At 71.8% G+C, this 24,214-nt stretch carries 22 protein-coding genes; 14 read left to right on the top strand and 8 right to left on the bottom strand.

Translation table 11 applies throughout. The features are described from left to right. Window positions 1–56: 56 nt before the first annotated feature. Together QRO03_RS15000 and QRO03_RS14995 are read left to right on the top strand one after the other, a co-directional pair. Window positions 57–839, top strand: coding sequence for an ABC transporter ATP-binding protein (locus QRO03_RS15000; RefSeq protein WP_285138295.1), 783 nt, complete (start codon window positions 57–59; stop codon window positions 837–839). 394 nt (window positions 840–1,233) lie between these two features. Continuing rightward, window positions 1,234–1,485, top strand: a complete 252-nt coding sequence (locus QRO03_RS14995; RefSeq protein ID WP_013586710.1) for a type B 50S ribosomal protein L31 — start codon at window positions 1,234–1,236, stop codon at window positions 1,483–1,485. A 164-nt stretch (window positions 1,486–1,649) separates the two neighbouring features. Here the strand turns inward: QRO03_RS14995 and QRO03_RS14990 are convergent, their stop codons facing one another. From QRO03_RS14990 to QRO03_RS14980, 3 genes are all read right to left on the bottom strand, one after another. Further along, window positions 1,650–2,111 carry an HNH endonuclease signature motif containing protein gene (locus QRO03_RS14990; protein WP_285138294.1) on the bottom strand — a complete coding sequence of 154 codons (462 nt, stop codon included), beginning with the start codon at window positions 2,109–2,111 and terminating at the stop codon, window positions 1,650–1,652. 54 nt (window positions 2,112–2,165) lie between these two features. Beyond that, window positions 2,166–3,440, bottom strand: a complete 1,275-nt coding sequence (locus QRO03_RS14985) for a DUF222 domain-containing protein (RefSeq protein WP_285138293.1) — start codon at window positions 3,438–3,440, stop codon at window positions 2,166–2,168. Between the two features lie 190 nt (window positions 3,441–3,630). Further along, the gene (locus tag QRO03_RS14980; protein WP_285138292.1) at window positions 3,631–4,365 is read right to left on the bottom strand and encodes an exonuclease domain-containing protein; all 735 of its coding nucleotides are present in this window, start codon (window positions 4,363–4,365) and stop codon (window positions 3,631–3,633) included. Between the two features lie 348 nt (window positions 4,366–4,713). Between QRO03_RS14980 and QRO03_RS14975 the strand changes: the two genes are divergently transcribed. Next, window positions 4,714–5,586 carry an alpha/beta fold hydrolase gene (locus QRO03_RS14975; RefSeq protein ID WP_285138291.1) on the top strand — a complete coding sequence of 291 codons (873 nt, stop codon included), beginning with the start codon at window positions 4,714–4,716 and terminating at the stop codon, window positions 5,584–5,586. Between the two features lie 9 nt (window positions 5,587–5,595). Here QRO03_RS14975 and QRO03_RS14970 read toward each other — a convergent pair whose 3' ends face one another. Then, window positions 5,596–6,156 (bottom strand): CGNR zinc finger domain-containing protein, encoded by a 561-nt coding sequence (locus QRO03_RS14970; protein WP_285138343.1) that lies wholly within the window; start codon window positions 6,154–6,156, stop codon window positions 5,596–5,598. A gap of 72 nt (window positions 6,157–6,228) precedes the next feature. Between QRO03_RS14970 and QRO03_RS14965 the strand changes: the two genes are divergently transcribed. Next, the gene (locus QRO03_RS14965; protein WP_285138290.1) at window positions 6,229–7,221 is read left to right on the top strand and encodes an EamA family transporter; all 993 of its coding nucleotides are present in this window, start codon (window positions 6,229–6,231) and stop codon (window positions 7,219–7,221) included. Window positions 7,222–7,469: 248 nt separating this feature from the next. Here the strand turns inward: QRO03_RS14965 and QRO03_RS14960 are convergent, their stop codons facing one another. Continuing rightward, entirely contained in the window at window positions 7,470–7,943 is a 474-nt protein-coding gene (locus QRO03_RS14960; RefSeq protein ID WP_285138289.1) for an Lrp/AsnC family transcriptional regulator, read from the bottom strand. Window positions 7,944–8,113: 170 nt separating this feature from the next. On the opposite strand from QRO03_RS14960, the gene pdhA reads away from it, so the two are divergent. Genes pdhA through QRO03_RS14945 form a run of 3 tightly spaced genes read left to right on the top strand, consistent with a single transcriptional unit; the run spans window position 8,114 to window position 11,860 of the window. Beyond that, entirely contained in the window at window positions 8,114–9,250 is a 1,137-nt protein-coding gene (gene pdhA / locus QRO03_RS14955) for a pyruvate dehydrogenase (acetyl-transferring) E1 component subunit alpha (protein WP_502883059.1), read from the top strand. Next, on the top strand, window positions 9,247–10,254 hold the full coding sequence (locus QRO03_RS14950; RefSeq protein WP_285138287.1) for an alpha-ketoacid dehydrogenase subunit beta: 1,008 nt from the start codon (window positions 9,247–9,249) through the stop codon (window positions 10,252–10,254). The genes pdhA and QRO03_RS14950 overlap by 4 nt, the downstream gene beginning before the upstream one ends. 55 nt (window positions 10,255–10,309) lie before the next feature. After that, the gene (locus tag QRO03_RS14945) at window positions 10,310–11,860 is read left to right on the top strand and encodes a dihydrolipoamide acetyltransferase family protein (protein ID WP_285138286.1); all 1,551 of its coding nucleotides are present in this window, start codon (window positions 10,310–10,312) and stop codon (window positions 11,858–11,860) included. A gap of 231 nt (window positions 11,861–12,091) precedes the next feature. Here QRO03_RS14945 and QRO03_RS14940 read toward each other — a convergent pair whose 3' ends face one another. After that, window positions 12,092–12,886: a TetR/AcrR family transcriptional regulator gene (locus QRO03_RS14940; RefSeq protein WP_285138285.1), complete on the bottom strand. Its 795-nt coding sequence runs from the start codon at window positions 12,884–12,886 to the stop codon at window positions 12,092–12,094. 120 nt (window positions 12,887–13,006) lie between these two features. On the opposite strand from QRO03_RS14940, the gene QRO03_RS14935 reads away from it, so the two are divergent. Genes QRO03_RS14935 through QRO03_RS14915 form a run of 5 tightly spaced genes read left to right on the top strand, consistent with a single transcriptional unit; the run spans window position 13,007 to window position 19,380 of the window. Beyond that, window positions 13,007–14,635: a carboxyl transferase domain-containing protein gene (locus QRO03_RS14935; protein ID WP_285138284.1), complete on the top strand. Its 1,629-nt coding sequence runs from the start codon at window positions 13,007–13,009 to the stop codon at window positions 14,633–14,635. 41 nt (window positions 14,636–14,676) lie between these two features. Then, window positions 14,677–16,920: an acetyl/propionyl/methylcrotonyl-CoA carboxylase subunit alpha gene (locus QRO03_RS14930; protein WP_502883061.1), complete on the top strand. Its 2,244-nt coding sequence runs from the start codon at window positions 14,677–14,679 to the stop codon at window positions 16,918–16,920. Further along, window positions 16,917–18,095, top strand: a complete 1,179-nt coding sequence (locus QRO03_RS14925) for an acyl-CoA dehydrogenase family protein (protein ID WP_285138283.1) — start codon at window positions 16,917–16,919, stop codon at window positions 18,093–18,095. The genes QRO03_RS14930 and QRO03_RS14925 overlap by 4 nt, the downstream gene beginning before the upstream one ends. Further along, the gene (locus tag QRO03_RS14920; RefSeq protein WP_285138282.1) at window positions 18,092–18,559 is read left to right on the top strand and encodes a MaoC family dehydratase; all 468 of its coding nucleotides are present in this window, start codon (window positions 18,092–18,094) and stop codon (window positions 18,557–18,559) included. Before QRO03_RS14925 ends, QRO03_RS14920 begins: the two co-directional genes overlap by 4 nt. Next, window positions 18,556–19,380, top strand: a complete 825-nt coding sequence (locus QRO03_RS14915) for an HpcH/HpaI aldolase/citrate lyase family protein (protein WP_285138281.1) — start codon at window positions 18,556–18,558, stop codon at window positions 19,378–19,380. The genes QRO03_RS14920 and QRO03_RS14915 overlap by 4 nt, the downstream gene beginning before the upstream one ends. 93 nt (window positions 19,381–19,473) lie before the next feature. Here QRO03_RS14915 and QRO03_RS14910 read toward each other — a convergent pair whose 3' ends face one another. Both QRO03_RS14910 and QRO03_RS14905 read right to left on the bottom strand, forming a co-directional pair. Continuing rightward, on the bottom strand, window positions 19,474–20,061 hold the full coding sequence (locus QRO03_RS14910) for a histidine phosphatase family protein (protein WP_285138280.1): 588 nt from the start codon (window positions 20,059–20,061) through the stop codon (window positions 19,474–19,476). Window positions 20,062–20,504: 443 nt separating this feature from the next. After that, the gene (locus QRO03_RS14905; RefSeq protein ID WP_285138279.1) at window positions 20,505–21,353 is read right to left on the bottom strand and encodes a Sir2 family NAD-dependent protein deacetylase; all 849 of its coding nucleotides are present in this window, start codon (window positions 21,351–21,353) and stop codon (window positions 20,505–20,507) included. Window positions 21,354–21,464: 111 nt separating this feature from the next. On the opposite strand from QRO03_RS14905, the gene QRO03_RS14900 reads away from it, so the two are divergent. Next, window positions 21,465–22,271, top strand: coding sequence for a TrmH family RNA methyltransferase (locus tag QRO03_RS14900; RefSeq protein ID WP_285138278.1), 807 nt, complete (start codon window positions 21,465–21,467; stop codon window positions 22,269–22,271). 153 nt (window positions 22,272–22,424) lie between these two features. Next, the coding region (locus QRO03_RS14895; RefSeq protein WP_502883058.1) for an autotransporter outer membrane beta-barrel domain-containing protein at window positions 22,425–24,214 on the top strand (1,790 nt) is incomplete at its 3' end.

The following is a 24,214-nucleotide window of genomic DNA, read 5'->3' as shown; positions in this document are numbered from 1 at the left end:
CCCCAGAGCCGCCGCGTCACACCGGGGCGGGGGTCGCGCGCGGCTAGGCTAGCCGTATGCCGCAGGTGCTGGAGTTCTCCGATGTCGTCGTCCGCCGCAACGGTCGGGACATCGTGTCCCACCTCGATTGGACGGTCGCGGATGACGAGCGCTGGGTCGTCCTCGGACCGAACGGCGCCGGCAAGACCACCGTCCTGCAGCTCGCCGACACGCTACTGCACCCCACGTCGGGCGCGGTGACGATCCTCGGTGAGCGGCTCGGACGCACCGATGTGTTCGAACTGCGTCCGCGGATCGGCTTCGCTTCGTCGGCGATGGCCCGTCGCGTCCCGCCGGAGGAGACGGTGCTCGACGTCGTGCTGACCGCCGCCTTCTCGGTCGTCGGGCGCTGGCGTGAGGACTACGACGACATCGACGAGCGACGCGCGCTGCGGGTGCTCGCCGAGTGGAAGCTCGACCACCTCGCCGATCGCACGTTCGGCACGCTCAGCGACGGCGAGCAGAAGCGCGTGCAGATCGCACGGGCGGTGATGACCGATCCCGAACTCCTGCTGCTCGACGAGCCCACGGCCAGCCTCGACCTCGGGGCGCGCGAAGAGCTCCTCGGCCTGCTGTCCGGCTACGCGCAAGCGCCCACGACGCCGGCGATGGTGATGGTGACGCACCACGTCGAGGAGATCCCGGTCGGTTTCACGCACGTGCTGTTGCTGCGCGACGGTGAGGTCGTGGCATCCGGTCCCCTCGGAGAGGCGCTGACCGCCGAGAACCTGACGGCGGCCTTCGGCCTGGAGATCGCCCTGACCCATGAGGCCGGACGGTACGCGGCACGAGCCGTTTGACGTTCGGGCGGTGCGTCTGGCGCCGGTGGGGCAGGGCGATGCGCGGTGAGAGCCGTCTGACGTCGGGCGGTGCGTCTGGCGCCGGTGGGGGCAGGGCGGTACGCGGTGAGAGCCGTCTGACGTCGGGCGGTTCGTCTGGCGCCGGTGGGGGCAGGGCGGTACGCGGTGAGGGCCGTTTGGCGTCGAGTCGGCAGATGTGGCGCCGGTGGGGGCAGGGCGGTACGCGGTGAGAGTCGTCTGGCGTCGAGCCGGGAGATCTGGCGCCGGCGGGCCGTGCGTCGCGGCTGATCGTCGTTCGGGTCGGCGCCTGGTAGACTCTTCCGTTGGTGCCTCCGGCGCCGCAGACTTTGACGTCCTGGCAGAATCCAGGGCACCACTTCTCAAAGGACCTTCCATGAAGACTGACATCCACCCCACGTACAAGGCCGTCGTGTTCCGCGACCTCGGTTCGGGCGACACTTTCCTCACCCGTTCGACCGTCTCCAGCGACAAGACGATCGAGCTCGACGGCGTGGAGTACCCCGTCATCGACGTGGAGATCTCGTCCGCCTCGCACCCGTTCTACACGGGCAAGCAGCGCATCATGGACTCGGCCGGTCGTGTCGAGAAGTTCAACCAGCGCTTCAAGAACTTCGGCGGTCGTTGAGTTTCAACGAAACCGCTCGAGAACCCCTCGTCCTTCGGGACGGGGGGTTTTCTTGTTCCCGGGGTGGCGCAAGACAGAGGCCTCGCTGGGCGGGTTTCACCGCGTGAGGAAGGGCGGGCGGGCTACGTGCGGCAGGGGGGTGCTCGCTCTCCGCGCGCGGTGAGTCAGAACGGGGGTGGGTCGGTCTCGTACGTGGTCCCGAGCGGTGAGGTCCAGCGGAGGTCGCCCGTCTCAGGATCGTGCGACGGATTCCACCGGGTCTCGTGGCGCAGGCGATGGTGATGTCGACATTCGGGTGCGAGGTTGTCGGTGTCGGTCGTGCCCCCGTCGGCCCACGCGGTGAGGTGGTCGAGGTCGCACTCGCGAGCGGCGCGATTGCAGCCTGGGAACACGCACGTGGGCGAAGTGACGCCGAGCCACCGGCGGAGAGCGACCGGCACGCGGTACGTCTTGCGGTCGAGGATCAACGGAGCGCCCGTGACCGGGTGTGTCAGGAGGCGCACCCACGAACTCGCTTCACCGGCCAGACGGCGCGCGGTGTCGAGGTCGATCGGGCCGTAGCCCTCGAGAGTGGCGGGTTCTTCGTCGACGCCGAGCAGCGTCAGCGCGGGGACCGTGATCACCACCGTGGCGCCGGTGGGTGGGGCCGGCGGATGGCGTCGCTTGTGGGGCGACGGCTGTCATTGCGGGCCGGCTGCACTGCCGGATGCGCCGGCCGTCGGCGGCCGGCTGTCGTGTGGATCTCGCCGCTGCCGGTGCGGCTGCGGCTGCCGGTACGGGCACGGGGCGGCGGTGGCGTCGGGTTCGTCGGCCGTCGACGAAACGCCGTCGCGGCGGGACCGTGCGGACCGGTGCGGGGAAGCAGCCTCGGCGGCATCGTCGGTAGCCTCAGGTGCGTGCGCGGGCGGCCCCGCGGCGTCACTCGGCTCGACGGGTGGCGAGGTGACGAGGTCGGCCAGGACGTCAGCGCGGAGCTGGGCCAGCGTTCGCTCCTCGTCGGGGGCGGCGTGCAGGTGGCGGGCGGCGCGATCGAGTCGCGACATGATGCTGCGCGCACGCTCTGCGGGCAGGAGCGCGCTCAGCGAGGCCATTCCGTCGAGTTCAGGGGTCATCCACACACCGCGATCACGCGCGGCGCGTCGATGCCGGGCGTCGAGCGACTCGGCGTGCACGCGCTCACGGAGCGCTCGTGCCGCGACGGCGAATTTCGTGGGCACGAGCGTCGACGCCAGCCGAGCCGCGCCCGCATCGAAGGCAGCCCATGACGAGGGATCGTCGTGGGGCAACGAGGCGGCCAGGCGAGCAGCGTCGGCCGCGTGCCGGTCGGAGGTGCGGCCGATCGTGAACTGCTGCCACAGCGTCGGGCACCGCTCTTGCAGAACCTCGACGTTCGCGGCTCGCGCGCGGACCGTCTGCTCGGAGAGGCGAAGGCGGACGGCGATCTCGGCGACGGCGGCTCGCTCCGCCAGATCGGCGCGGTCACGCCGGACGGCGGCGATCGTGCGCCACCGCGCGTCGTTCCACTCCAGGTCGAGCGTCGGATCCGGCCCCACCCACGGGGTCGGATCGGCCGCGGCGTCACGCAGCAGCGCCGCAATGGCGCGACCTTCTTCTGCGGCCGCGCGATGGCGGGCGGCGACGGTCAGCTCGAGGTGACCGAGTCGAGCGTCGAGGTCGGACCTCGCGGCCCTATCTCCATCGATCGGCGCCCACTCGGGTGCGCCCTCTCGCACCGTGGCGTTCGCGGCGGCCGGATCGGCGGAGGAACGACGCGGTGAGAGCGCGGCGTCGGCGGCCGCCGCGGCCCCCGTCATCGGAGGAAGACCTAGGTGCTCCTGCAACCACTTCGCCCACTCGGCCTCGGCCTCGAGGTCGTCGTCGCTCGGCCACGGGACGCCGTCGCATGCCCGCATGACCGGCCGGGGCCGGTCGGTGAGGGGTGCACGGGTGTCCATGTCGAAACGCTATCCGGGACCTCCGACATCGAGCCGTTCAGGGCCGTGACCCGCGGTCCGGGTCGGGTGGGGTCCCGTGTGCGGGCCCTGATTCACCTGGTGAATCGGGCCGCAGGTCCCCTCCAGTCGGTCACGCGTCAGAACCAGGATGCAGCGCGATCACTCCGGTTCCTTGTGCCCGCATCCTCACTCAGCGGATCGGCCACGCCCCGTCGAGCGGGGGAGCCGTGGCATCCAGGCGTCCGACCTTGACGAAGTACTCCGTGAGGCTCGCGGCCTGAGCCCGTGCCCACGCGATCTGACGGGTGTGCAGTTCGTCGAGCGTAGGGGGCATCCAGGGACCGAACTTCTCGGCCAGCGCCAATGCGAGGCGACCGGCGGCGACCGCGTCGGCGCAGGCCTCGTGCGCGGAATCGAGCGGGACCGCGTAGTGCTCGGCGACGACCGACAGCGTGCGCTTGCCGCGCCGGTATCGGTCGTAGGTCTTGTCGACCACGAGCGGGTCGATGACGGGGGAGGGCGCATGGATGGGAGCGATACCGTGGCGCACCGCCTCGTTTTTGAGCATCGAGAAGTCGAACGGGGCGTTGTAGGCCACGACCGGGATGCCGGCGGCGAACAGGGCATCGAGCGCCTCGACGACCTCGGCCACCACGCGCGGCGCGGGAGCCCCGTCGGCGCGGGCCCGCTCGGTCGAGATGCCGTGGATGGCGGCGGCCCCCGCGGGGATCTCGACGCCCGGGTCGGCCAGCCAGTCGCGGGCGTCGACCACGTTGCCGTCGGCATCCAGCACGCCCACGTGCGCGGACACGATGCGGTCGTTCTCGACGTCGATACCGGTCGTCTCGAGATCGAAGACGCCGATGAGGCGCGCCCATTCAGGGGTTTGGAAGAGGGGGAGCGGCTCGGCCTGCCACATGGTCATGGCGTCACCGTAGAACGGGGCTCCGACATCGCCGTCGAGGCGCGCAGACGGAGGGGTGGATGCCGGGTCGGCGGGGAGCAGGGGAGGAGGGGTGGAGGGGTGGATGCCGGGTCGGCCGGGGAGGAGGCACGGGAAGGGGGGTGGATGCCGGGTCGGCGGAGAGGAGGCACGGGAAGGGGGAGGTGGGGACAGGAACGGGGGAGGGCCGGCGCGGCTGACGGGGCGGGTGCGTCGATGCCAGGGCTCGACGGCGAGTGCAGCGAGGGGGGAGCGCGGGAGCCGCCGACGTCACCTTGGCGCAGTCCGCCGCCTCAGGCGGATGTCGGAGGCCCCTCGTACACTCGACCCATGCCGAACCCCTATGCCGACCTCCTCGCCGCGATCCCCGTCGAACGACGCGAGGTCGAGGTTCTCGGGGGGACGACGGCGTACTGGGTCTACGGCGACGACGACGCAGACACGACCATCGTCGCCGTGCACGGCTTCCGGGGCGAGCATCACGGGCTCGATCCGGTGGTGGCGCACCTGCGCGGCATCCGGGTCGTCTCACCCGACCTGCCGGGTTTCGGCGAGACGGCGCCCCTCGAAGGGCGTGCGCACGATCTCGATGCGTACGCGCAGTGGCTGCGCGCGTTCGTCGAGGCGGTGAGTCCGGATGCCATCGTGCTCGGCCACTCGTTCGGTTCGATCGTGTCGGCGGCGGCGGTGGCCGGCGGGCTCTCGACGCCGAAGCTCATTCTGGTGAATCCGATCGGCGCGCCCGCGCTGGAGGGGCCGCGCGGCATCCTGACGCGCCTGGCCGTGTTCTATTACCTCGCCGGGGCGAAGCTTCCGCGACCGGTGGGCGAGGCGCTGCTGCGCAACGGCCTCATCGTGCGCGTCATGAGCAACGCCATGGCCAAGACACGCGACCCCGCGCTGCGGCGGTTCGTGCACGAGCAGCACGACGAGTACTTCTCGCGTTTCGCCGACCGCGACGTGCTGCACGAGGCGTTCGTGACGAGCGTGTCGCACGATGTGCGGGAGTTCGCGCCGCGGATCACGCAGCCGACGCTCCTCATCGCCGCGCAGAAGGACGACATCACGCCGATCGAGGCCGAACGGCATCTGGCGACGCTGTTCCCCGACGCGCGGTTGGTGGAGATCCCCGACGTCGGCCACCTGATCCACTACGAGACGCCCGCGGCGGCGGCATCCGCCATCCGGGAGTTCGTGAAGTAGAGCCGGGGGTCAGGCCGGCGTCTCGGCCTTGCGCTTGCGGTAGGCGTTGACGTTCATGCGGTTGCCGCAGTTTCCGGCGTCGCAGTACCGTTTCGAGCCGTTCTTCGAGAAGTCGATGTAGACGCCGCCGCAGTCGTCGGCGTCGCAGATGCGCACGCGGGCGTACTCGTCGGCGCGGATGACGTCGACGAACGCCATGGCCGTCTCCACGAGCATGCGCTGGGCGAGGTGGTCGGACTCCTCGGACGCGTGGATGTGCCAGTCGAACTCGTCGTGGCGCACGAGTTGCGGGAGCGCGCGCCCGTCGCGCAGCATCGCGTTGACCAACGGCACCGCATCGTCGCGATCCACCGTCCACAGCTCGTAGATTCGCGAGCGGATGCCGCGCACCGCGGCGAGCTCGCGATCGTCGCGCGCGCGTGAACCGGTGTACGTGTGGCGCTCTGCGAAATCGTCGAGATCGGCCATCGACACGAGCGTGTCGGCCCCGCTCGTGTCCGTGCGGGGCAGCGTGTTGACGAGCTCGACCGTCGCGCGCAGCACCAATTCGGTGTCACGGATGAAGACCATGTTGACTCCTGACATGGGGAGGTCGTACTGTCACGAGTGTAAACGCTCTTGACTCCTGACAGCAGGCCCCGCATGACGACGTCATCCCTCACGCTCCCGCGTCCCACCCGCCACGGCTCCGGTGCCGTGACCGGGCTTCTCATCGCCGTGTCCTCGGCGCTGGCGTTCTCGTCCAGCGGGCCGTTCGTCAAGCCGCTGCTCGACGGCGGCTGGTCGCTCGGGGCGGTGCTGCTCGTGCGCATGGGGGTCGCGGCTCTGCTGCTCTCGCCTGCGCTCATCCTCGCCGTCCGCCGACAGCGCGGGTTCCTCCGCCGTCACGGCCTGCTGATCGCCGCGTTCGGCCTCACCGCGGTCGCCGGATGCCAGCTGTTCTACTTCGCCGCCATGCAGCGCATGCCGGTCGCCGTGGCCCTGCTCATCCAGTACATCGCGCCCGTGCTCCTCGTCATCGCGGTGTGGGTGCGCACGCGACGTTCGCCGTCGACGTCGGTGATCGTCGGGTCGGTCGTCGCGATGGCGGGCCTGGTGCTCGTCGTCGACATCAGCGGTGCCCGCTTCGACCTGCTCGGCACGCTCTTCGCGCTCTGCGCAGCGGTGTGCGCGGCGGCGTACTTCGTCATCGCGGGCCGCGCGGGAGACGACCTCCCGCCCCTCGCCCTCGCAGCCGGCGGCCTGATCACGGGCACGCTCGTCATGGGCGTGCTCGTGGCGACGGGCGTGCTGCCCTTCGCCGCCCCCTCGATCACGGTCGCGCTCGCGGGCCTCGAGGTTCCCGGCATCCTGCCCCTGCTGTGGGTGGGCGCGGTGGCGACGACCCTCGGGTACGCGCTCGGCGTGATCGCCGTGCCGCTGATCGGGTCGCGGTTGGCCTCGTTCGTCGGCCTCAGCGAGGTGCTCTTCGCCCTGGGGTTCGCTTGGCTGCTGCTGGGTGAGACGCCCGCGCCGATCCAGTTCGTCGGTGGAGCGCTGATCCTCGTCGGCGTGGTGCTGGTGAAGATGGATGCCGGCAGCCCGGCGGAGCAGAAGACCGAGACCGCGAGTATCCCGGTCGTGCCGGCGCCCTAGGGGGTGAGGTGGGGGCGGGTGGGCGCGTGACTTGCGTCGTACGTCCGCTCGCGTCGCGCCCGCGCGTGCGTCTGGCGCAAGTCAGCGGAACTCCTCGGCGGAACCACCCGCCAAAGCGGTGCCGAGAAGGCAGCACCGGTATTCGGTTCACGTCACGGAGATCGGCTCCGAGCGGGACACGCGCGCGGCAGCGAGCCGGTTTCACACCGGCACCTGCGACCCCGCGTGACCGTGAGCCCGACCCTTCGCTAGACGTCGTCTCGGGCGAGCTCCATCAGCGGACCGACGCGGTAGCCGATCACCTCGCCCATGACCAGCGACGTCTCGGTGCGTTCGACGCCCTCGATCGCGAGGATGCGCGCGTCGGTGTCGAACAGGTGCTGCGTGTCGCGGCAGGCGACCCGCACCAGCAGGTCGACCTGTCCGCTCAGGCCGTGCGCCTGCAGCACCTCGGGCACCTTCGCGAGGTGGTCGCGGATGACCGGCAACTCCGCCTGGCGCACCGTCACCTGCAGGAACGCCTCGATCGGAAACCCCAGCGCCTCGGCCGACAGCGTGCGCTCGTAGGAGAGGAACACGCCCCCGCGTTCGAGGCGGCTCATACGGGCCTGGACGGTGTTGCGCGAGAGTCCGAGCTTCTCGGCGAGCGCGACGACGGTGGCGCGCGGATCGGCGGACAGGGCGCGGAGGAGGTCGAGGTCGACCGCGTCGAGCTTGCTCATGCTGCGAAACATTAGCAGTGTCGAGGCCGAGTGCAATGGGCACTGTGCTCAATATGTCGGCGAGGTCTTGAGCGGGCTGCATTCCGCGCGTACCGTCGCGCCTGTCGGCACTGCTGCCGGCACCCGGACCGCCGCGGCTCTCACGAGGAGCCCCGGCCGCACCTGGAGGGATGACGATGACGTACACCCAGACGCGAGGCTCTTCGACCGGAAGACGCTCCGACGAGGCGGGACCCGACGTCGACGACGTCGCCCGCGTGCTCGAGCCCGACGGCACCCGCGTCGCGGACGCCACGCTCGACCCGTGGATCAGCGACCTATCACCGCACGAGCTGCGCGCCCTCCACCGCGACATGGTCCTCACCCGCCGTCTGGACGCCGAGGGCGTCGCCCTGCAGCGTCAGGGTCAGCTCGCTCTCTGGGCCCCGTGCCGCGGCCAGGAGGCGACCCAGGTGGGCACGGCCCATGCCCTCGCCCCCGGCGACTTCGTGTTCCCCAGCTACCGCGAGCACGGCGTCCTGCTCGGTCGCGGCGCGAAGCCCGCCGACTACGTGCTCGCCTGGCGAGGCGAGGAGCACTCCGCCTACGACCACACCACGATCAACGCCGCCCCGCCCCAGATCATCATCGGCGCGCAGTCGCTGCACGCCACCGGGTGGGCCATGGGCGCGCAGCGCGACGGCTCCACCGACGTCGCCGTGGCCTACTACGGCGACGGCGCCACCAGCCAGGGTGACGTCAACGAGGCGATGGTCTTCGCCTCGTCGTTCCGCGCCCCGGTGGTCTTCGTCTGCTCGAACAACCAGTGGGCGATCAGCGAACCGGTCACCGTGCAGGCCAAGTACCCCATCGCGGGCCGGGCGCCGGGGTTCGGCATCCCGAGCATGCGCGTCGACGGCAACGACGCCCTCGCCTGCGTCGCCGCGATGCGCTGGGCGCTCGATCGTGCGCGCCGCGGGGAGGGGCCCTCGTTCATCGAGGCCGTGACCTACCGCATGGGTCCGCACACCACCAGCGACGACCCCACCCGTTACCGCGACGCCGACGAGGTGGAGGAGTGGACGCGCCGCGATCCCATCGCCCGCCTCGAGGCGTATCTGCGCGCCGAGGGCGTGCTCGACGACTCCGGCCTCGACGAGGTCGCCCGCGCCGCCGACACGCTGGCCGCCGAGGTGCGTGCCGCGTGCATCGGTGCGACCACCCGCGAGCCCGCGACCATGTTCGACCACGTGTACGCCGAGCCGCACGCCGGCGTCGAGCGGCAGAAAGCGGAGTACGTCGAGTACCTCGCGGGGTTCGAGAAGTGACCGCGCTGACCCTGGGCGCCGCGGTCAACGCCGGCCTCGCCCGGGCCCTCGAGGGCGACGACAAGGTCCTGCTCATGGGGGAGGACATCGGAAAACTCGGCGGGGTGTTCCGGGTCACCGACGGGCTGCAGCAGCGTTTCGGTGCACAGCGCGTGGTCGACACCCCGCTCGCCGAGTCCGGCATCGTCGGCACCGCCGTCGGGCTCGCCCTGCGCGGGTATCGTCCCGTCGTCGAGATCCAGTTCGACGGCTTCGTCTACCCCGCTTTCGATCAGATCGTGTGTCAGGTCGCCAAACTGCACTACCGCAGCAACGGACGCATCCGGATGCCGCTCGTCATCCGCATTCCGTGGGCCGGGGGCGTCGGCGCCGCCGAGCACCACTCGGAGTCGCCCGAGGCGTACTTCGTGCACACGGCGGGACTGCGCGTCGTCGCGGCCAGCAACCCCCAGGACGCCTACGTGATGCTGCGGCAGGCCGTGGCATCCGACGATCCCGTGATCTTCTTCGAGCCCAAGCGCCTCTACCACTCCAAGGGCGAGGTCGACCTCGACGCCGATCTGGCCGACGCTCCGCCGATGCATCTCGCCCGCGTCGCCCGCGAGGGCACGGACGCCACCATCGTCACCTACGGGGCACAGGTGCGGACGGCCCTGGACGCCGCGCTCGCCGCCGAGGACGAGGGGCTCTCGCTCGAGGTCATCGACCTGCGCTCGCTCTCGCCGATCGACATGAACACCGTCGCGGCATCCGTCCGCAAGACCGGTCGCGTCGTCGTCACCCACGAGGCCGCCCGTGAGGCGGGACTCGGCGCCGAGATCGTCGCGAGCGTCACCGAGCAGTGCTTCGAGTACCTCGAGGCCCCGCCCCAGCGCGTGACCGGACACGACATCCCGTACCCGCCGTCCAAGCTCGAGAAGCACCATGTGCCCGACCTCGACCGCATCCTGCACGCCGTGGACAGGGTGCTCGATCGGGCCGCCGGTTCGGAGGTGCTGTCGTGATCGCGGAATGCAGTGCCGGCGACTCGGGCGTCGCGATGAGCGGAGGAGGTGTCCGATGATCGCGGAATTCCTGCTTCCCGATCTCGGTGAGGGGCTTCCCGAGGCCGAGATCGTCGAGTGGCACGTCGAAGAGGGCGACACGGTCACCCTCAACCAGACGATCGCCGAGGTCGAGACGGCCAAGGCGATCGTCGAGATCCCCTCGCCCTACGCGGGCACCGTGCAGGGTCTGCACGCGGCGGCCGGAGACGTCGTCGCGGTCGGGTCGCCGTTGGTGTCGTTCGCGGTCGAGGGAGAGGATGCCGAGACCCCGGCGCCCGCCGCCGAGATGCCGACGACGCAGCGCGTCTCCGCCGCAGGCGAAGGACGGGCGGTCGAGGCCGTCACCGCCGAGCCGGTGGTGACCCCCGCCGACGACATCGCCGCCCGCGCGACCCCCAACCTCGTCGGGTACGGCGCGGCCCCCGCATCGGGGAGTCGTCCGCGACGGCGGGCACGGGGCGCCGGGACCGCCACGATCGACGCCGACCACGCGGTGCGCGAGGCAGCCCCCCACGACGTGCTGCGCACGGGTCCGATCGACCTGCCGGTCGAGCGTCCGCGCTCCACGCCGCCGGTGCGCAAGTACGCGAAGGATCACGGCATCGACCTGCAACTCGTCGCAGCTTCCCACCCGGGCGAGGCGGTGACCCGCGCGCACGTCGACGAGTTCGCCGAGCGGCTCGCCACGGCGGGGACGGCAGCCGGCGCAACGGCAGCCCGCGCAACGGTCCTCCCGGGAGCTCTGCCGCAACACTTCTCCGGTTCCGCATCCGCGTCGACGATCCCCCCGGGAGTTCTGCCGGGCCACTTCTCCGGTTCCGCCTCCGCGTCGACGGTCCCCCCGGCCGCTTCCCCCGCCGCGTCTCGCGTGACGCGCGTCCCCATCCGGGGCGTGCGCAAGCACACGGCCGCGGCGATGGTGAACAGCGCTTTCACCGCGCCGCACGCGACGACCTTCCTCACGGTCGACGTGACCGCGACGACCGAGCTGCTGGCATCCCTGAAGCACGACCGGGCGCTCGACGGGCACCGGATCGGCGTGCTCGCGATCGTCGCGAAGGCGGTGTGCCTGGCGCTCGGGCGCACGCCCTCGCTGAACGCGAAATGGGACGAACCCGCCGGCGAGATCGCCCTGCACCACTACGTCAACCTCGGCATCGCCGCCGCGACCGACCGGGGCCTGGTGGTTCCGGTGATCCCGGATGCCGAGCGACTCCCGCTGGTCGACCTGGCCGATGCGATCGCCGACCTCGCCGCCACCGCGCGCGCGGGTCGTACCGCGCCGGCCGCGATGACCGGCGGCACGTTCTCGATCACCAACGTCGGGGTCTTCGGAGTGGATGCCGGAACGCCCATCCTCAATCCGGGCGAAGCCGGGATCCTCGCCGTCGGCGCCGTGCGCCGCACCCCGTGGGAGCACCACGGCGAGATCGCGCTCCGCGACGTCGTCACCCTCAGCCTCTCGTTCGACCATCGGCTGGTCGATGGGGCGGAGGCGGCACGGTTCCTCACCGACGTGGCAGGCGTGCTGCGCGAACCGGGGCGGGCGATGCTGCTGCGCTGAGAAGCGTCGCGCAGAGGTACGAGAGACCGGGTGCCGGGGGAGTGGTCGCCCTCGGCACCTTCTCGTGCCTCCCGGATCGTGTTCGGAGCCCCGTGCCCGCCACGACCGCGTTCGCTCTCGCTCCGAGTGTCCGGAACACCCGGACGGACCGCCCGACGCGTCCGGGTTTCGTGGACACTCGCGGCGACGCCCGCCACCGGACGCGCCCGCCGGTGCGGTCCTCGCAACCGCTCAGGCGGTCAGCGCGGCGAGCGCCATGCGCGCCAGGACGGGACGCACGCGCGATGAGGGGATGCCGCGGACGCTGTACGGCGTGGAGTTCATGAGCCCGAAGCCCGCCAGCGCCCGCACGCGTCGTTCAGCGGGGGTCTCGGCATCCGGGAACGCTCGTGCCAGGGCGTCCGTCCAGACGTCGATGTAGGCGTTCTGCAGATCGCGCACGGTGCGACGATCGGCGGGGGAGAGCCGGTCGAGGTCGCGATCCTGCGCCCGGATGACATCGGCCTCGGCGAGCGCGAAGGCGACGTGGAAGTCGACGAGGGCGGGCAGAGGAGCGGATGCCGGATGCAGGGCGCCGCGGTGCGTGTCGGCGTCGTGCCGGTCGGTGAGTGTGCCACGCGAGGGAGCCGCCGTCGTACCCGCGGCGGCGGCTGGACGCGGGTCGGCGTCCGGGAGATGCGGGGCGCCCGGGCCGGGATCCGCTCGACGGTCGCGCGTGGGTGCGCCCGCCGAGGCGACCCCTCGGCCGCCGTGCAGCAGTCGCTCGCTGACGTCGACGAGGATCGCACCCAGGAGCGCCTGCTTGCCCGCGACGTGTCTGTACACGGCCGGGCCGCTCACTCCGGCGGCCTCGCCGATGTCGCCGAGGGTCACGCCGTCGTACCCGCGCTCGGCGAACAGGCGGGCCGCGGCGGCGAGCAGTGCCGCGCGGCGTTCGGCCTTGGCGCGATCGCGCGCGGTGGGTCCGGACTGCTCCGTCGAGACGCCGGGAGACGCCCCGGGGGGTTCGTCGTGCGGTCTTGTCATCGGCATCCTGTCGCGTTAGCCTGGGATCTCAGTTAGCCAACATTAACTGAAATATCCGCGGGGAACGACCCCCTTGGAATGACGGTGCCGTCGACGACGCGGCGTCGAGACGGAGCCGCCATGAGCACAGCACCGGTCATCGGAACACCCCAGGCCGCGGACGCCCCCGGCATCCCTCTGCGCGCCGACGGCCCACGGCCGACGCAGCGGAGCCTCGCCGAGACCCTGCGCGACACGCTCGCCCGCACTGCTCGCGGAGGCTCGGACGCCGCCCGGGAGCGCCACACCGCACGGGGCAAACTCCTCGCCCGCGACCGCATCGATCGACTGCTCGACGAGGGCAGCGCGTTCCTCGAGGTCGCCCCGCTCGCCGCCCACGGCCTCTACGACGGCGGCGCTCCGGCCGCGGGGGTCGTCGCCGGCATCGGGCTGGTGCACGGGCGGCACGTCATGGTCGTCGCCAACGACGCGACGGTGAAGGGCGGGGCGTACTTCCCCCTCACGGTGAAGAAGCACCTGCGCGCGCAGGAGATCGCCCTCGAGAACCGCCTGCCCTGCATCTACCTGGTCGACTCGGGCGGGGCGTTCCTCCCCCTGCAGGACGAGGTCTTCCCCGACCGCGACCACTTCGGCCGCATCTTCCGCAACCAGGCGCAGCTGTCTGCCGCGGGTGTGCCGCAGATCGCGGCGGTCATGGGCTCGTGCACCGCGGGCGGCGCCTACGTCCCCGCGATGAGCGACGAGAGCGTGATCGTGCGGGGCCAGGGGACGGTGTTCCTGGGTGGACCGCCCCTCGTGAAGGCCGCGATCGGCGAAGACGTCACCGCCGAGCAACTCGGTGGCGGTGACCTGCACGCTCGCCGTTCCGGCGTCGTCGACCACCTCGCCGACGACGACGAGCACGCGCTCGAGATCGTGCGCGACATCATCGCCACCCTGCCGCCGACCCCCGCACCGGTATGGGAGGTCGTCGCGCCGCAGGACCCCTCCCGCGACCCCGAGGAGCTCTACGACATCGTCCCCGTCGACGTCACCCGGCCCGTCGACATGCGGGCTGTCATCGACACCCTCGTCGACGCCGACTCCCTGCACGAGTTCAAGGCGCTGTACGGCGCGTCCGTCATCACGACCTTCGCCCGCCTGCACGGTCACCCCGTGGGGGTGATCGCCAACGACGGTGTCCTCTTCAGCGAATCGGCCCTCAAGGCCGCCCACTTCATCGAGCTCGCCGACCAGCGCGGCATCCCGCTGCTGTTCCTGCAGAACATCACCGGCTTCATGGTCGGACGCGATGCCGAGGCCGGCGGCATCGCGAAGGACGGCGCCAAGATGGTCACCGCCGTCGCCACCACCCGCGTCCCCAAACTCACCGTCCTCGTCGGGGGCTCGTACGGCGCCGGCAACTACGCCATGTGCGGCCGCGCCTACGACCCCCGGTTCCTGTGGACCTGGCCTGCGAGCCGCATCTCGGTCATGGGCGGCGCGCAGGCGGCATCCGTGCTGTCCACCGTGCAGCGCGACCAGCGCACCGCGCGGGGGGAGGAGTGGACGGATGCCGCGCAACGCGCGTTCGAGGGACCGATCCGCGAACGCTACGAGGAACAGGGCGACCCGTACTACGCGACCGCTCGCCTCTGGGACGACGGCGTCATCGACCCCGTCGACACCCGCACGATGCTCGGGCTCGCGCTCGACGTCGTGAGCCGGGTGCCGATGGCCGACCGGGGCTTCGGCCTCTTCCGGATGTGATCGCGGTGACCACTTCCTCGACGGGCGTCGACGCGCCCCGCATGTTCACCCGCGTCCTCGTCGCCAACCGCGGCGAGATCGCACGTCGGGTGTTCCGCACGCTGCGACGGCTCGGCATCCGCTCGGTCGCGGTGTACACCGACGTGGATGCCGAGGCCCCGCACGTGCGCGACGCCGACGGCGCCGTGCGCGTGGCGTCGTACCTCGACGTAGACGCCGTGGTCGCCGCCGCGGTGTCCGCCGGCGCGGAGGCCGTTCACCCGGGCTACGGCTTCCTCAGCGAGAACGCCCGCTTCGCCCGCGCGTGCGCCGACGCCGGGGTGGTCTTCGTCGGTCCCGGGGTCGAGGCGCTCGAGGTCATGGGCGACAAGATCCGCGCGAAACGACACGTCGCCGACCACGACGTGCCGACCGTGCCGGGGTTCTCGGCCGACGGGCTCTCCGACGCGCAGATCGCCGAAGAGGCCGAACGGGCGGGCTTCCCCCTGCTCGTGAAGCCCTCCGCGGGCGGCGGCGGGAAGGGGATGACGGTGGCCACCGGCCCCGACGACCTCGCCGACGCGCTCGCCACCGCCCGCCGCGTGGCCACGGCCGCCTTCGGCGACGACACGCTGCTGCTCGAACGGTTGCTGGAGCGCCCGCGCCACATCGAGGTGCAGGTGCTCGCCGATGCACACGGAACGACCCTCTCGCTCGGCGAGCGCGAGTGCACCCTGCAGCGCCGGCACCAGAAGGTGATCGAGGAGGCCCCCTCTCCGGTGGTGGATCCGACGCTCCGCGATGCCCTCGGCGACGCGGCGGTCGCCGCCGCCCGCAGCGTCGGCTATCTCGGCGCGGGGACCGTGGAGTTCCTCGTCGCCGGCGACCGGCTCCACGAACCCTTCTTCATCGAGATGAACACGCGCCTGCAGGTCGAGCACCCCGTCACCGAACTCGTGACCGGCATCGACCTCGTGGAGCAGCAGCTGCGGGTGGCCGCCGGGTTCGCGCTCGACCTGCCCGCAATCCGTCTCGACGGCCACGCGGTCGAAGCGCGGGTGTACGCCGAGACGCCGTCCCGCGGGTACCTCCCCGCGACCGGGACCGTCACCCTGTGGCATCCCGGGTCCGCCCGCGTCGACAGCGCCGTCGAGACCGGCAGCGTCGTCAGCGCCCACTACGACCCGATGATCGCCAAGGTCATCGCGCACGGCCCCGACCGGGCGACCGCGCTGGCCCGGCTCGACGCCGCGCTCGCCGAGACGGTGGTGCTCGGCGTCGACACGAACATCGCCGACCTGCGGGCACTGCTCGCCGACCCCGCCGTGCGCGCGGGAGACCTCGACACGGGGCTCCTCGGCCGAAGGGGAACGCCCGAGGTGCCGCAGCCGACGGAGGATGCGCTCGCCGCGGTGGCGACGACGGTGGCGGATGCCGGGAACCCGGCGGTCGACTCCGTCTGGGGCCGCGTCGGCGCCTGGCGTGCCGGGGGAGCGGTGGCCCCTCGCACGGTGTCGCTCGAGGACGACGCCGGGCGCGTGCACACCGTCGTTCCGGCCCCGGTCGACGCGCTCGTGACGGGCGGACCGCTCGAATACTGGGTGCACGCCGACGGCGGAGCGCATCGGCTGCGGGTGGTCTCGCGGAGGGATGCCGCCGCCCGTCGCCGCGTCACCGCGCAACGAGCGCCCGGGGCCGTGGATCCCGACCTCATCGCCCCTCTCCCCGGCACGGTCGTCGCGGTGCACGTCGCCGACGGCGACGCCGTCTCGGCGGGAACCCGGCTCGTGACCATCGAGGCCATGAAGATGGAGCACACGGTCATGGCACCCCATGCGGGCACCGTGCGGCTGCGCACGGCGGCCGGCGCGCAGGTCGCCCGAGACGCGGTGGTGGCGACGGTCAAGCCGGAGATCCCGGAGCCCGCGTCGAACGCGGCAGAGGTCCCTGAGCCTGTCGAGGCGTACGGGATCCGCAGCGCTCCCACGGCGGAGGCTTCGGCAGGCTCACCCGCCAGAGCTGCTCGTGCCCCCGGCGCGGCGGAGGTCCCTGAGCCTGTCGAAGGGTCCGGGATCCGCAGCGCTCCCGCGCCGGAGGCTTCGACGGGCTCACCCGCTAGAGCTGCTCGTGCCCCCGGCGCGGCAGAGGTCCCTGAGCCTGTCGAAGGGTCCGGTATCCGCAGCGCTCCCGCGCCGGAGGCTTCGACAGGCTCACCCGCCTCGCCCTCCGTCCACCCCGAACCGCGCAATTCCGCCGCCACCCCGGCATCCGCCCCCATCCCTTCCCACAAGGAGACCCTCCCGTGAGCATCGACACCCAGCAGGCCTTCACCGACGACGAGCGCGAACTCAGCGCGATGGTGCGCGAGTTCGCCGACGAGGTGATCGCGCCCCGTTCGTACGAGGCCGACCGCGCTCACGAACTCCCGCTCGACATCGTCGCCCAGATGGGCGAGCTCGGCCTCTTCGGGCTGCCCTTCCCCGAAGAGGTCGGGGGTCAGGGCGGCGACTACGCCAGCCTCTGCGTCGCCATCGAGGGCGTCGCCCGCGTCGACCAATCGCTCGCGATCACCCTCGAAGCAGGAGTGGGCCTCGGCGCCATGCCGATCTACCGTTACGGCACCGAGGCGCAGAAAGCCGAGTACCTGCCCGACCTGGTGGCCGGTCGCGCGCTCGCCGGATTCGGCCTCACCGAAGCCGAGGCCGGCAGCGACGCCGGTGCCACGCGCACCACGGCGCGGCTCGACGGCGACGAGTGGGTGATCGACGGGACGAAGCAATTCATCACCAACTCGGGCACCGCCATCACCCGCTTCGTGACTGTCACCGCCGTGACCGGGCGCACCGACGCGGGCCGCCCCGAGATCTCCACGATCATCGTCCCCAACGGCACACCCGGGTTCACCGTTGGGCCCGCCTACGACAAGGTCGGCTGGAACGCCAGCGACACCCACCCGCTGACCTTCGACGGTGTGCGCGTCCCCGCGTCGAATCTGCTCGGCGAGCGCGGTCACGGGTTCAAGAACTTCCTCCGCACGCTCGACGAGGGCCGCGTGGCCATCGCCGCCCTCGCCACGGGCGCCGCCGAGGGCTGCCTCGAGGCGGCCGTCGACTACGCCCGCAGCCGCGTCGTGTTCGGCGAGCGGCTGTCGACGCGTCAGAGCATGCAGTTCCTGCTCGCGCGCATGCACGCCCGCGTGCACACCGCCCGCCTGGCCTGGGTGCACGCCGCGCGTCTGTGCGACGCAGGGAAGCCGTTTTCGGTGGATGCCGCGGTGGCGAAGATGACGGCGAGCGACGCCGCCATGGCGAACGCGCGCGATGCGACGCAGGTGTTCGGTGGGAACGGGTTCATCAACGAGTACCCCGTGGCGCGTCACTACCGCGACTCGAAGATCCTCGAGATCGGCGAGGGGACGACCGAGGTGCAGCTGATGGTGATCTCGCGCGCGCTGGGACTCACCGGTACCGTTGCCGCATGATCGAGCAGCGCGGCCTTTTCCTCGAGGAGTTCGTCGTCGGTGAGAGGTACGCGCACCGGCCCGGGCGCACCGTCACCGACGCCGACAACGTGCTGTTCACCACCCTCACGATGAACACGCAGGCGCTTCATCTGGATGCCGCCTTCTCGGCGACCCAGCCCTTCGGTCGGCCGCTCGTGAACTCGATGTGGACGCTGTCCACCCTCATCGGCCTCTCCGTCGCGCAGCTGACGCAGGGAACGCTCGTCGCCCAACTGGGCCTGACCGACGTGAGCTTCCCTGCGCCGCTGTTCGTCGGCGACACCCTCACGGCCGAGAGCGAGGTGGTCTCGGTGCGACCGTCGGCCTCCCGTCCGGGGCAGGGGGTGGTCGTGCTCGCCCACACGGGCTGCTCGCAGAACGACGAGATGGTCGTCACGGCCACCCGCACCGTGCTGGTGTGGGCGAAGGACGCTGCGGAGTGAGCGAGGCACCCCCCGGTTTACGCGGCTTCACCCTCGGCCCCGCGTTGCTGTTCGTCCCGGGCGACCGACCCGAGCGACTGGCGAAAGCGTTGGAGAGAGCGGATGCCGCGATCCTCGACCTCGAGGACGCCGTCGCGCCGCACGCCAAGACCGTCGCCCGTGAGGCGATGATCGCGGCCGACCCCGACCCGGAGCGGGTCGTCGTGCGGGTGAACGGACCCGAGACGCCTGAGTTCGCCCACGACCTCGCCGCCCTCTCGCAGACCCGCGTGCGCACGGTCATGGTCGCCAAGGCCGAGGACCCGGCATCCCTCGCCCCTCTCGCCGACTACGACGTGATCGCCCTGTGCGAGACCGCGCGCGGGGTCGTCGCCGCCGAGCAGCTCGCGGCACTGCCGCAGGTCGTGGCGCTCATGTGGGGCGCCGAAGACCTCGTGGCCAGCATCGGCGGCACCTCGAGCCGGTTCGCCGACGGCACCTACCGAGACGTGGCCCGTCTCGCCCGCGCCCGCGTCCTGCTGGCCGCCGGGGCCTTCGGCAAACGCGCGATCGACGCGGTGCACGTCGACATCGCCGATCTCGAAGGACTCGCGTCGGAGGCTCGGGATGCCGCCGCCTCGGGGTTCGCCGCCACCGCGTGCATCCACCCGGGGCAGGTCGCGACGATCCGCGACGCGTACGTGCCGCCGCCCGCGGAGATCGCCTGGGCGCGGGGCGTGCTGGCGGAGGCCGACGGCGGAGCGTTCCGCTACCAGGGACGCATGATCGATGAGCCCATCCTGCGCCACGCCCGGTCGCTGCTGCAGCGCGCGGGGGAGTAGCGCGCGCACGCTGAGCACGTCGACGGTCCGGCATCGCGGGGGCGCGATCCCCCGGACGGGCTCAGGGAGCAGGCGGGGCGGTGGGTCCCGACGTCAGCTCGCGACGCCGGCGTACGCCAGCATCTCCCAGACGTCGCCGTCGAGACGGAACGTGGTGGCCGAGCAGTTGGGCAACCGCTCACCCTCTCGCGGGAACGCCCCGTCGGTGGCGAACATGATGACCTCGCGGATCAGCGCGCCGTGCGCGACCGCGATGACATCGACTCCCTCGGGGGCGTCGACGACCACCTCGGCGAGGGCGAGGAGCGCGCGCTCCCGCACCACGGGCCAGGTCTCGGCGTTCGGCACGTCGGCCGCGTGCCACGGACCGTACGTCGCGTAGAAGGTGGCGACGTCGAGACCCTCGGCGTCGCCGTACGAACGCTCCTGCAGTCCCGGCATCCGTCGGCTGACCGTCGTGCCCAGGGCCGCGGCGATCACATCGGCGGTCTCGGCCGCGCGCGAGAGATCGCTGGAGACGATGAACACCTCGCGCCCCGCGTACTCGGTCGCGAGCCGCTCGGCGAGTTCGCGCGCCTGGCCCCGGCCCGTTTCGTTCAGGGGGATGTCGGTCGAGCCCTGGATGCGGCCCCCGGAGTTCCAGTCGGTCTCACCGTGTCGCACAAGGGTCAGGATCGTCACGGTTCGAGCCTAACCGAGCGCGGCATCCGTCGGTCCGGCCGGCGAAGCGCCTCCACGGGCTCACGGCCCTGGGGAGGAGCGGAGGAGATGCGGGGAACGGAGGATGCGGAGGTGGCATGCGGTCCTCCGCTCACCCAGAGTCCTCCGCTCGTCACGCTCCACGGAACTCGCACACCGGGAGAGGTTCCGGTCGGTCGTCCCGCGGGGAGCGCTCGGAGCAATCCGGCGGTCGTTCTGCACGCGCAAGCTCAGGGCGGTTCCAGCAGTCGTTCCGCGAACGCACGCAGCGCGACGGTCGTGCCGCTGAGGGCTCTCAGAGCAGTCCGGGCAGTCGTTCCGCGAACGCACGCAGCGCGATGGACGTGCCGCCGAGGGCTCTCAGACCAGTCCGGGCAGCCGTTCCGCGAACGCACGCATCGCGACGGACGTGCCGCCGAGGGCTCTCAGAGCAGTCCGGGCAGTCGTTCCGCGAGCGCACGCAGCGCGATCGACGTTCCGCCGTCGATCTTCACGCTCGCCCGCTGATCGGCTCGGGTCTCACCTCGGTTCACGATCACGACCGGCAGGCGCTTGCGCCGGGCGCGCTCCACCAGCCGGATGCCGGAGTTCACCACGAGCGATGACCCCGCCACCACGAGCGCGTCACTGGTGTGCACCAGCTGCTCGGCCTCGCGGAACTTCTCGACCGGGATGTACTCGCCGAAGAACACCACGTCGGGCTTCAGGGTGCCCCCGCACACCGAGCACACGGGCACGACGAAGCCGTCGGCCGATGTGGGGGTCACGTCACCGTCGGGGCCCAGCTCGACGTTCTCGGGGAGGCTGATCCACGGGTTGTCGGCCTCGACCCGCTCGGCGAGGTCGCGACGGTCGAACACCTGCCCGCACTGCAGGCAGCCCACGCGGCGCATGGTGCCGTGGAGCTCGACGACCCGCCCGCTGCCGGCCCGCACGTGCAGACCGTCGACGTTCTGCGTGACGACGCCGTTCGCCACCCCCGCGGTCTCGAGATCGGCGAGGGCGCGGTGCCCGTCGTTCGGCTCGGCCGCGGCGAACACCTTCCACCCCAGGTGGCTGCCCACCCAATAGCGGCGGCGCGCGTCGGCGCTGGCGAGGAACTGCTGCGCGGTCATCGGCGTACGGGTCGGCGCGCCCTTGCCGCGGTAGTCGGGAATGCCCGAATCCGTCGACACGCCCGCGCCGGTCAGCACCGCGATGCGCCGTCCGGCGAGCACCTCGACAGCCCGATCGATGGATGCAGAGAACCCGGCATCCTTCGTCGTGTCGGTCATGCACACCTCCGTCGCACCGAGTCTAAGGCGGGGCGCCGACACCGGCTCGCACGCCGGCGATGCGCACGCGCGCGGATCCGGCCTCCGGCGCTCTGCTGGCACGATGGGACGATGCCCGTCATCCCGCTCGACTCCGCCGACGACCCGCGTCTCGCCGATTACCGCGACCTCACCGACGTGTCGTTGCGCCGCGTGACGGAACCGGCGGGCGGCCTCTACATCGCGGAGTCGTCGAAGGTGCTCGATCGCGCACTCCGCGCCGGCCACCGCCCCCGCTCGGTCCTCGTGCAGGAGAAGTTCCTCGCCGATGCCGTCGCCCTCGTCGGGGAGGATGCCGACGTGTACGTCGTCCGGGCCGAGGTCGCCGAGCAGGTCACCGGGTACGCCGTGCACCGGGGGCTGCTGGCATCCATGCATCGTCCGGCCCTCGCACCCGTCGCCGACGTCGTCGCGGGAGCGCGTCTCGTCGTGGTCCTCGAAGACATCGTCGACCACACCAACATCGGCGCCGCGTTCCGGTCGGCGGCCGCCCTCGGCGCGGACGCCGTGCTCGTCACGCCGCGCTGCGCCGACCCGCTCTACCGCCGGAGCGTCCGCGTCAGCATGGGCACCGTGTTCCAGGTGCCGTGGACACGACTCCCCGAATGGTCGGAGGCGAAGCCGCAGCTGGTCGACGCGGGCCTGCACCTCGCCGCTCTCGCCCTCTCCGACGACGCGGTCAGCCTCGACGCCTTCTCGGCCGCCGGACACGAGCGCGTCGCGCTGCTGCTGGGTGCCGAGGGCGACGGGCTGAGCCGCAGCGCGCTCGCCGCCGCCGACACGATCGTGACGATCCCGATGGCCGGGGGAGTCGACTCCCTCAACGTCGCCGCGGCGAGCGCGGTCGCCCTGTGGGAGCTGGGGCGCGGTCGGCGCTGATCCCCTGCGTGCTCGCCACCACCGACGCCGGCCGAGATGCCCTCTAGCGGACGTGTCCGCTTGCGGCTCTTGTCCGTGAGGCGACGCGGCGCGGAAGCTGGTGATCGCGCGCGCCCCATCCGGGCGAGGGCGCACCGTCAGCAAAGGACCAGCATGCCCCGCACAACCCCGGCCGTCCGTCGTCTGTTGAGCGGGGGGACCGCGCTGACGCTGGCGGTCACCGCTCTCGTCGCGACCCCCGCCAACGCCGCGGAGACAACCGTGACGACGATCAACGCCCTCGAGACCGCGCTCGCAGACTGCGCCACGGCGCCCAACGCGATCACGCTCGGGGCCGACATCCTCAACGGGGGGCGTCTCGCGGTGCCGTGCGACACGACGATCTCCCTAGGCAGCTATGACCTCACGGTCTCGGGGATCACCATCGGTTCGGGACGCAATCTCACGATTGCCGGTCCGATCGATGGCAGCGGGGGCACGTTGACCGCGAAGGGCTCGCCCATCAACGAGTTCGCGGGTATCCGGACGAACGGTGCGACGCTCACCGTCACCGGCGGCACGGTGACGGCCCGCGGCAGCGCCGTCACCGCGGCCATCGGTGGTGACGCCGCCGCAGCCACCAACAGCGGCGGGACCCTCGTCGTCGCGGGGGGCACCGTCAACGCGTCGCTGCCGAGTGGAGCGAACGCCGCAGCCGTGGGCGGGGGTGCGGGTACCACCGGCGGTGCCGGTGGGACCGTCGTCGTCTCGTCGGGGACGCTCACCGCCACCGTGGACGGGAACCGATCGACTGCCGTCGGCGGGGGCGACTCCAGTGGCAGCGTGGGCGCGGCGGGGGCTGCGATCACCGTAGGCCAGGGAGGAACCCTGACGGCCACAAATCCCCGCGGAACGGTCATCGGAGGCGGTCGCTCCGGAGGGGGGACGATCGGAGCATTCGGATCGCTACAGGTCGAGGGAACACTGCGTCTGCCCGCGGGCCAGGTATCCATCGGCACGGGAACCGCCGGGCTGAGCTTCGCGGGGCGCATCGAAGGGACGACCGCCGACCCGACCGTCGGTGCGACCTTCGACGCCACCGGAACGATCGCGAACCAGGGGGCGATCACGCTCAACCCGCCGGCCGAGATCGTCGCCGGGTTGAACAGGCTGGTGCGCTTCTCGACGGGGGATCCCAGCGTCCGTGTCTTCGCCCGCTCGTTCGCCCAAGGCGCGCGCGTCCTCCCCACACCACCCGCCGGCTCGACGTGGAACACCAGCCCCGACGGCACAGGACAGACGATCACCGCGACATCCTCCATCGCGGGTAACGGCACGATCGACCTGTACGCCGTCAAGACGACCGTGCTGGTCGCGTCGTCCAACCCCTCCGACCTCACCGCGACCGCCGGCGAGCCGTTCGTCTACCCCGTATCGGTGCAGACGACCGACGGCCAGAAGGTCGATCCGCAGCCCGCGATCGAGTACCTGCCCCTCGAATGCACAGTCGGCCCCGACAACGTGTTCACGGTCGCGGGGCCGTGCTTGATCTCGGCCAACACGACCGAGGGGCCGCCGCTCTTCGTCAATTTCACCGTGACCGTCGTCCCGGCGGCACCGGTCGAGCTCGCGGTCGCACCGGCCCCGGGAACCGCGACACCGATCACGGACGGCTCGACCGTCGACTTCTCCGTCACCGGAAAGGACGCCTACGGCAACGTCACCGATACAACCGAGGCCACGCTCACCTCATCTCGCAGCACCGACACGGTCGCCGGGCGGTCGGTGACGTTCTCGGGCACCGGCACCCGCACCATCACGGTCACGCAGGGCGCCCTCTCGTCGAGCACCACTGTCGACGTCGTGTCGGGCACGTCCCCGACCCCGTCGCCGACGCCGACGCCTTCGCCGACTCCGACGGTGGCTCCGTCGCCGTCGCCGACTCCGACGGTGGCTCCGTCGCC

The organism is Microbacterium sp. lyk4-40-TSB-66, assembly GCF_030209475.1.
GTDB lineage: Bacteria > Actinomycetota > Actinomycetes > Actinomycetales > Microbacteriaceae > Microbacterium.
This window is presented reverse-complemented; position numbering and strand designations above follow the sequence as displayed.

Excerpts from the sequence above, each read along its gene's own strand:
- QRO03_RS15000 (WP_285138295.1), top strand. The coding sequence starts at position 57 with ATGCCGCAGGTGCTGGAGTTCTCCGATGTCGTCGTCCGCCGCAACGGT.
- QRO03_RS14995 (WP_013586710.1), top strand. The coding sequence starts at position 1,234 with ATGAAGACTGACATCCACCCCACGTACAAGGCCGTCGTGTTCCGCGAC.
- QRO03_RS14985 (WP_285138293.1), bottom strand. The coding sequence starts at position 3,440 with ATGGACACCCGTGCACCCCTCACCGACCGGCCCCGGCCGGTCATGCGG.
- QRO03_RS14980 (WP_285138292.1), bottom strand. The coding sequence starts at position 4,365 with ATGACCATGTGGCAGGCCGAGCCGCTCCCCCTCTTCCAAACCCCTGAA.
- QRO03_RS14975 (WP_285138291.1), top strand. The coding sequence starts at position 4,714 with ATGCCGAACCCCTATGCCGACCTCCTCGCCGCGATCCCCGTCGAACGA.
- QRO03_RS14970 (WP_285138343.1), bottom strand. The coding sequence starts at position 6,156 with ATGGTCTTCATCCGTGACACCGAATTGGTGCTGCGCGCGACGGTCGAG.
- QRO03_RS14965 (WP_285138290.1), top strand. The coding sequence starts at position 6,229 with ATGACGACGTCATCCCTCACGCTCCCGCGTCCCACCCGCCACGGCTCC.
- QRO03_RS14960 (WP_285138289.1), bottom strand. The coding sequence starts at position 7,943 with ATGAGCAAGCTCGACGCGGTCGACCTCGACCTCCTCCGCGCCCTGTCC.
- pdhA (WP_502883059.1), top strand. The coding sequence starts at position 8,114 with ATGACGATGACGTACACCCAGACGCGAGGCTCTTCGACCGGAAGACGC.
- QRO03_RS14945 (WP_285138286.1), top strand. The coding sequence starts at position 10,310 with ATGATCGCGGAATTCCTGCTTCCCGATCTCGGTGAGGGGCTTCCCGAG.
- QRO03_RS14940 (WP_285138285.1), bottom strand. The coding sequence starts at position 12,886 with ATGACAAGACCGCACGACGAACCCCCCGGGGCGTCTCCCGGCGTCTCG.
- QRO03_RS14935 (WP_285138284.1), top strand. The coding sequence starts at position 13,007 with ATGAGCACAGCACCGGTCATCGGAACACCCCAGGCCGCGGACGCCCCC.
- QRO03_RS14930 (WP_502883061.1), top strand. The coding sequence starts at position 14,677 with ATGTTCACCCGCGTCCTCGTCGCCAACCGCGGCGAGATCGCACGTCGG.
- QRO03_RS14920 (WP_285138282.1), top strand. The coding sequence starts at position 18,092 with ATGATCGAGCAGCGCGGCCTTTTCCTCGAGGAGTTCGTCGTCGGTGAG.
- QRO03_RS14905 (WP_285138279.1), bottom strand. The coding sequence starts at position 21,353 with ATGACCGACACGACGAAGGATGCCGGGTTCTCTGCATCCATCGATCGG.
- QRO03_RS14900 (WP_285138278.1), top strand. The coding sequence starts at position 21,465 with ATGCCCGTCATCCCGCTCGACTCCGCCGACGACCCGCGTCTCGCCGAT.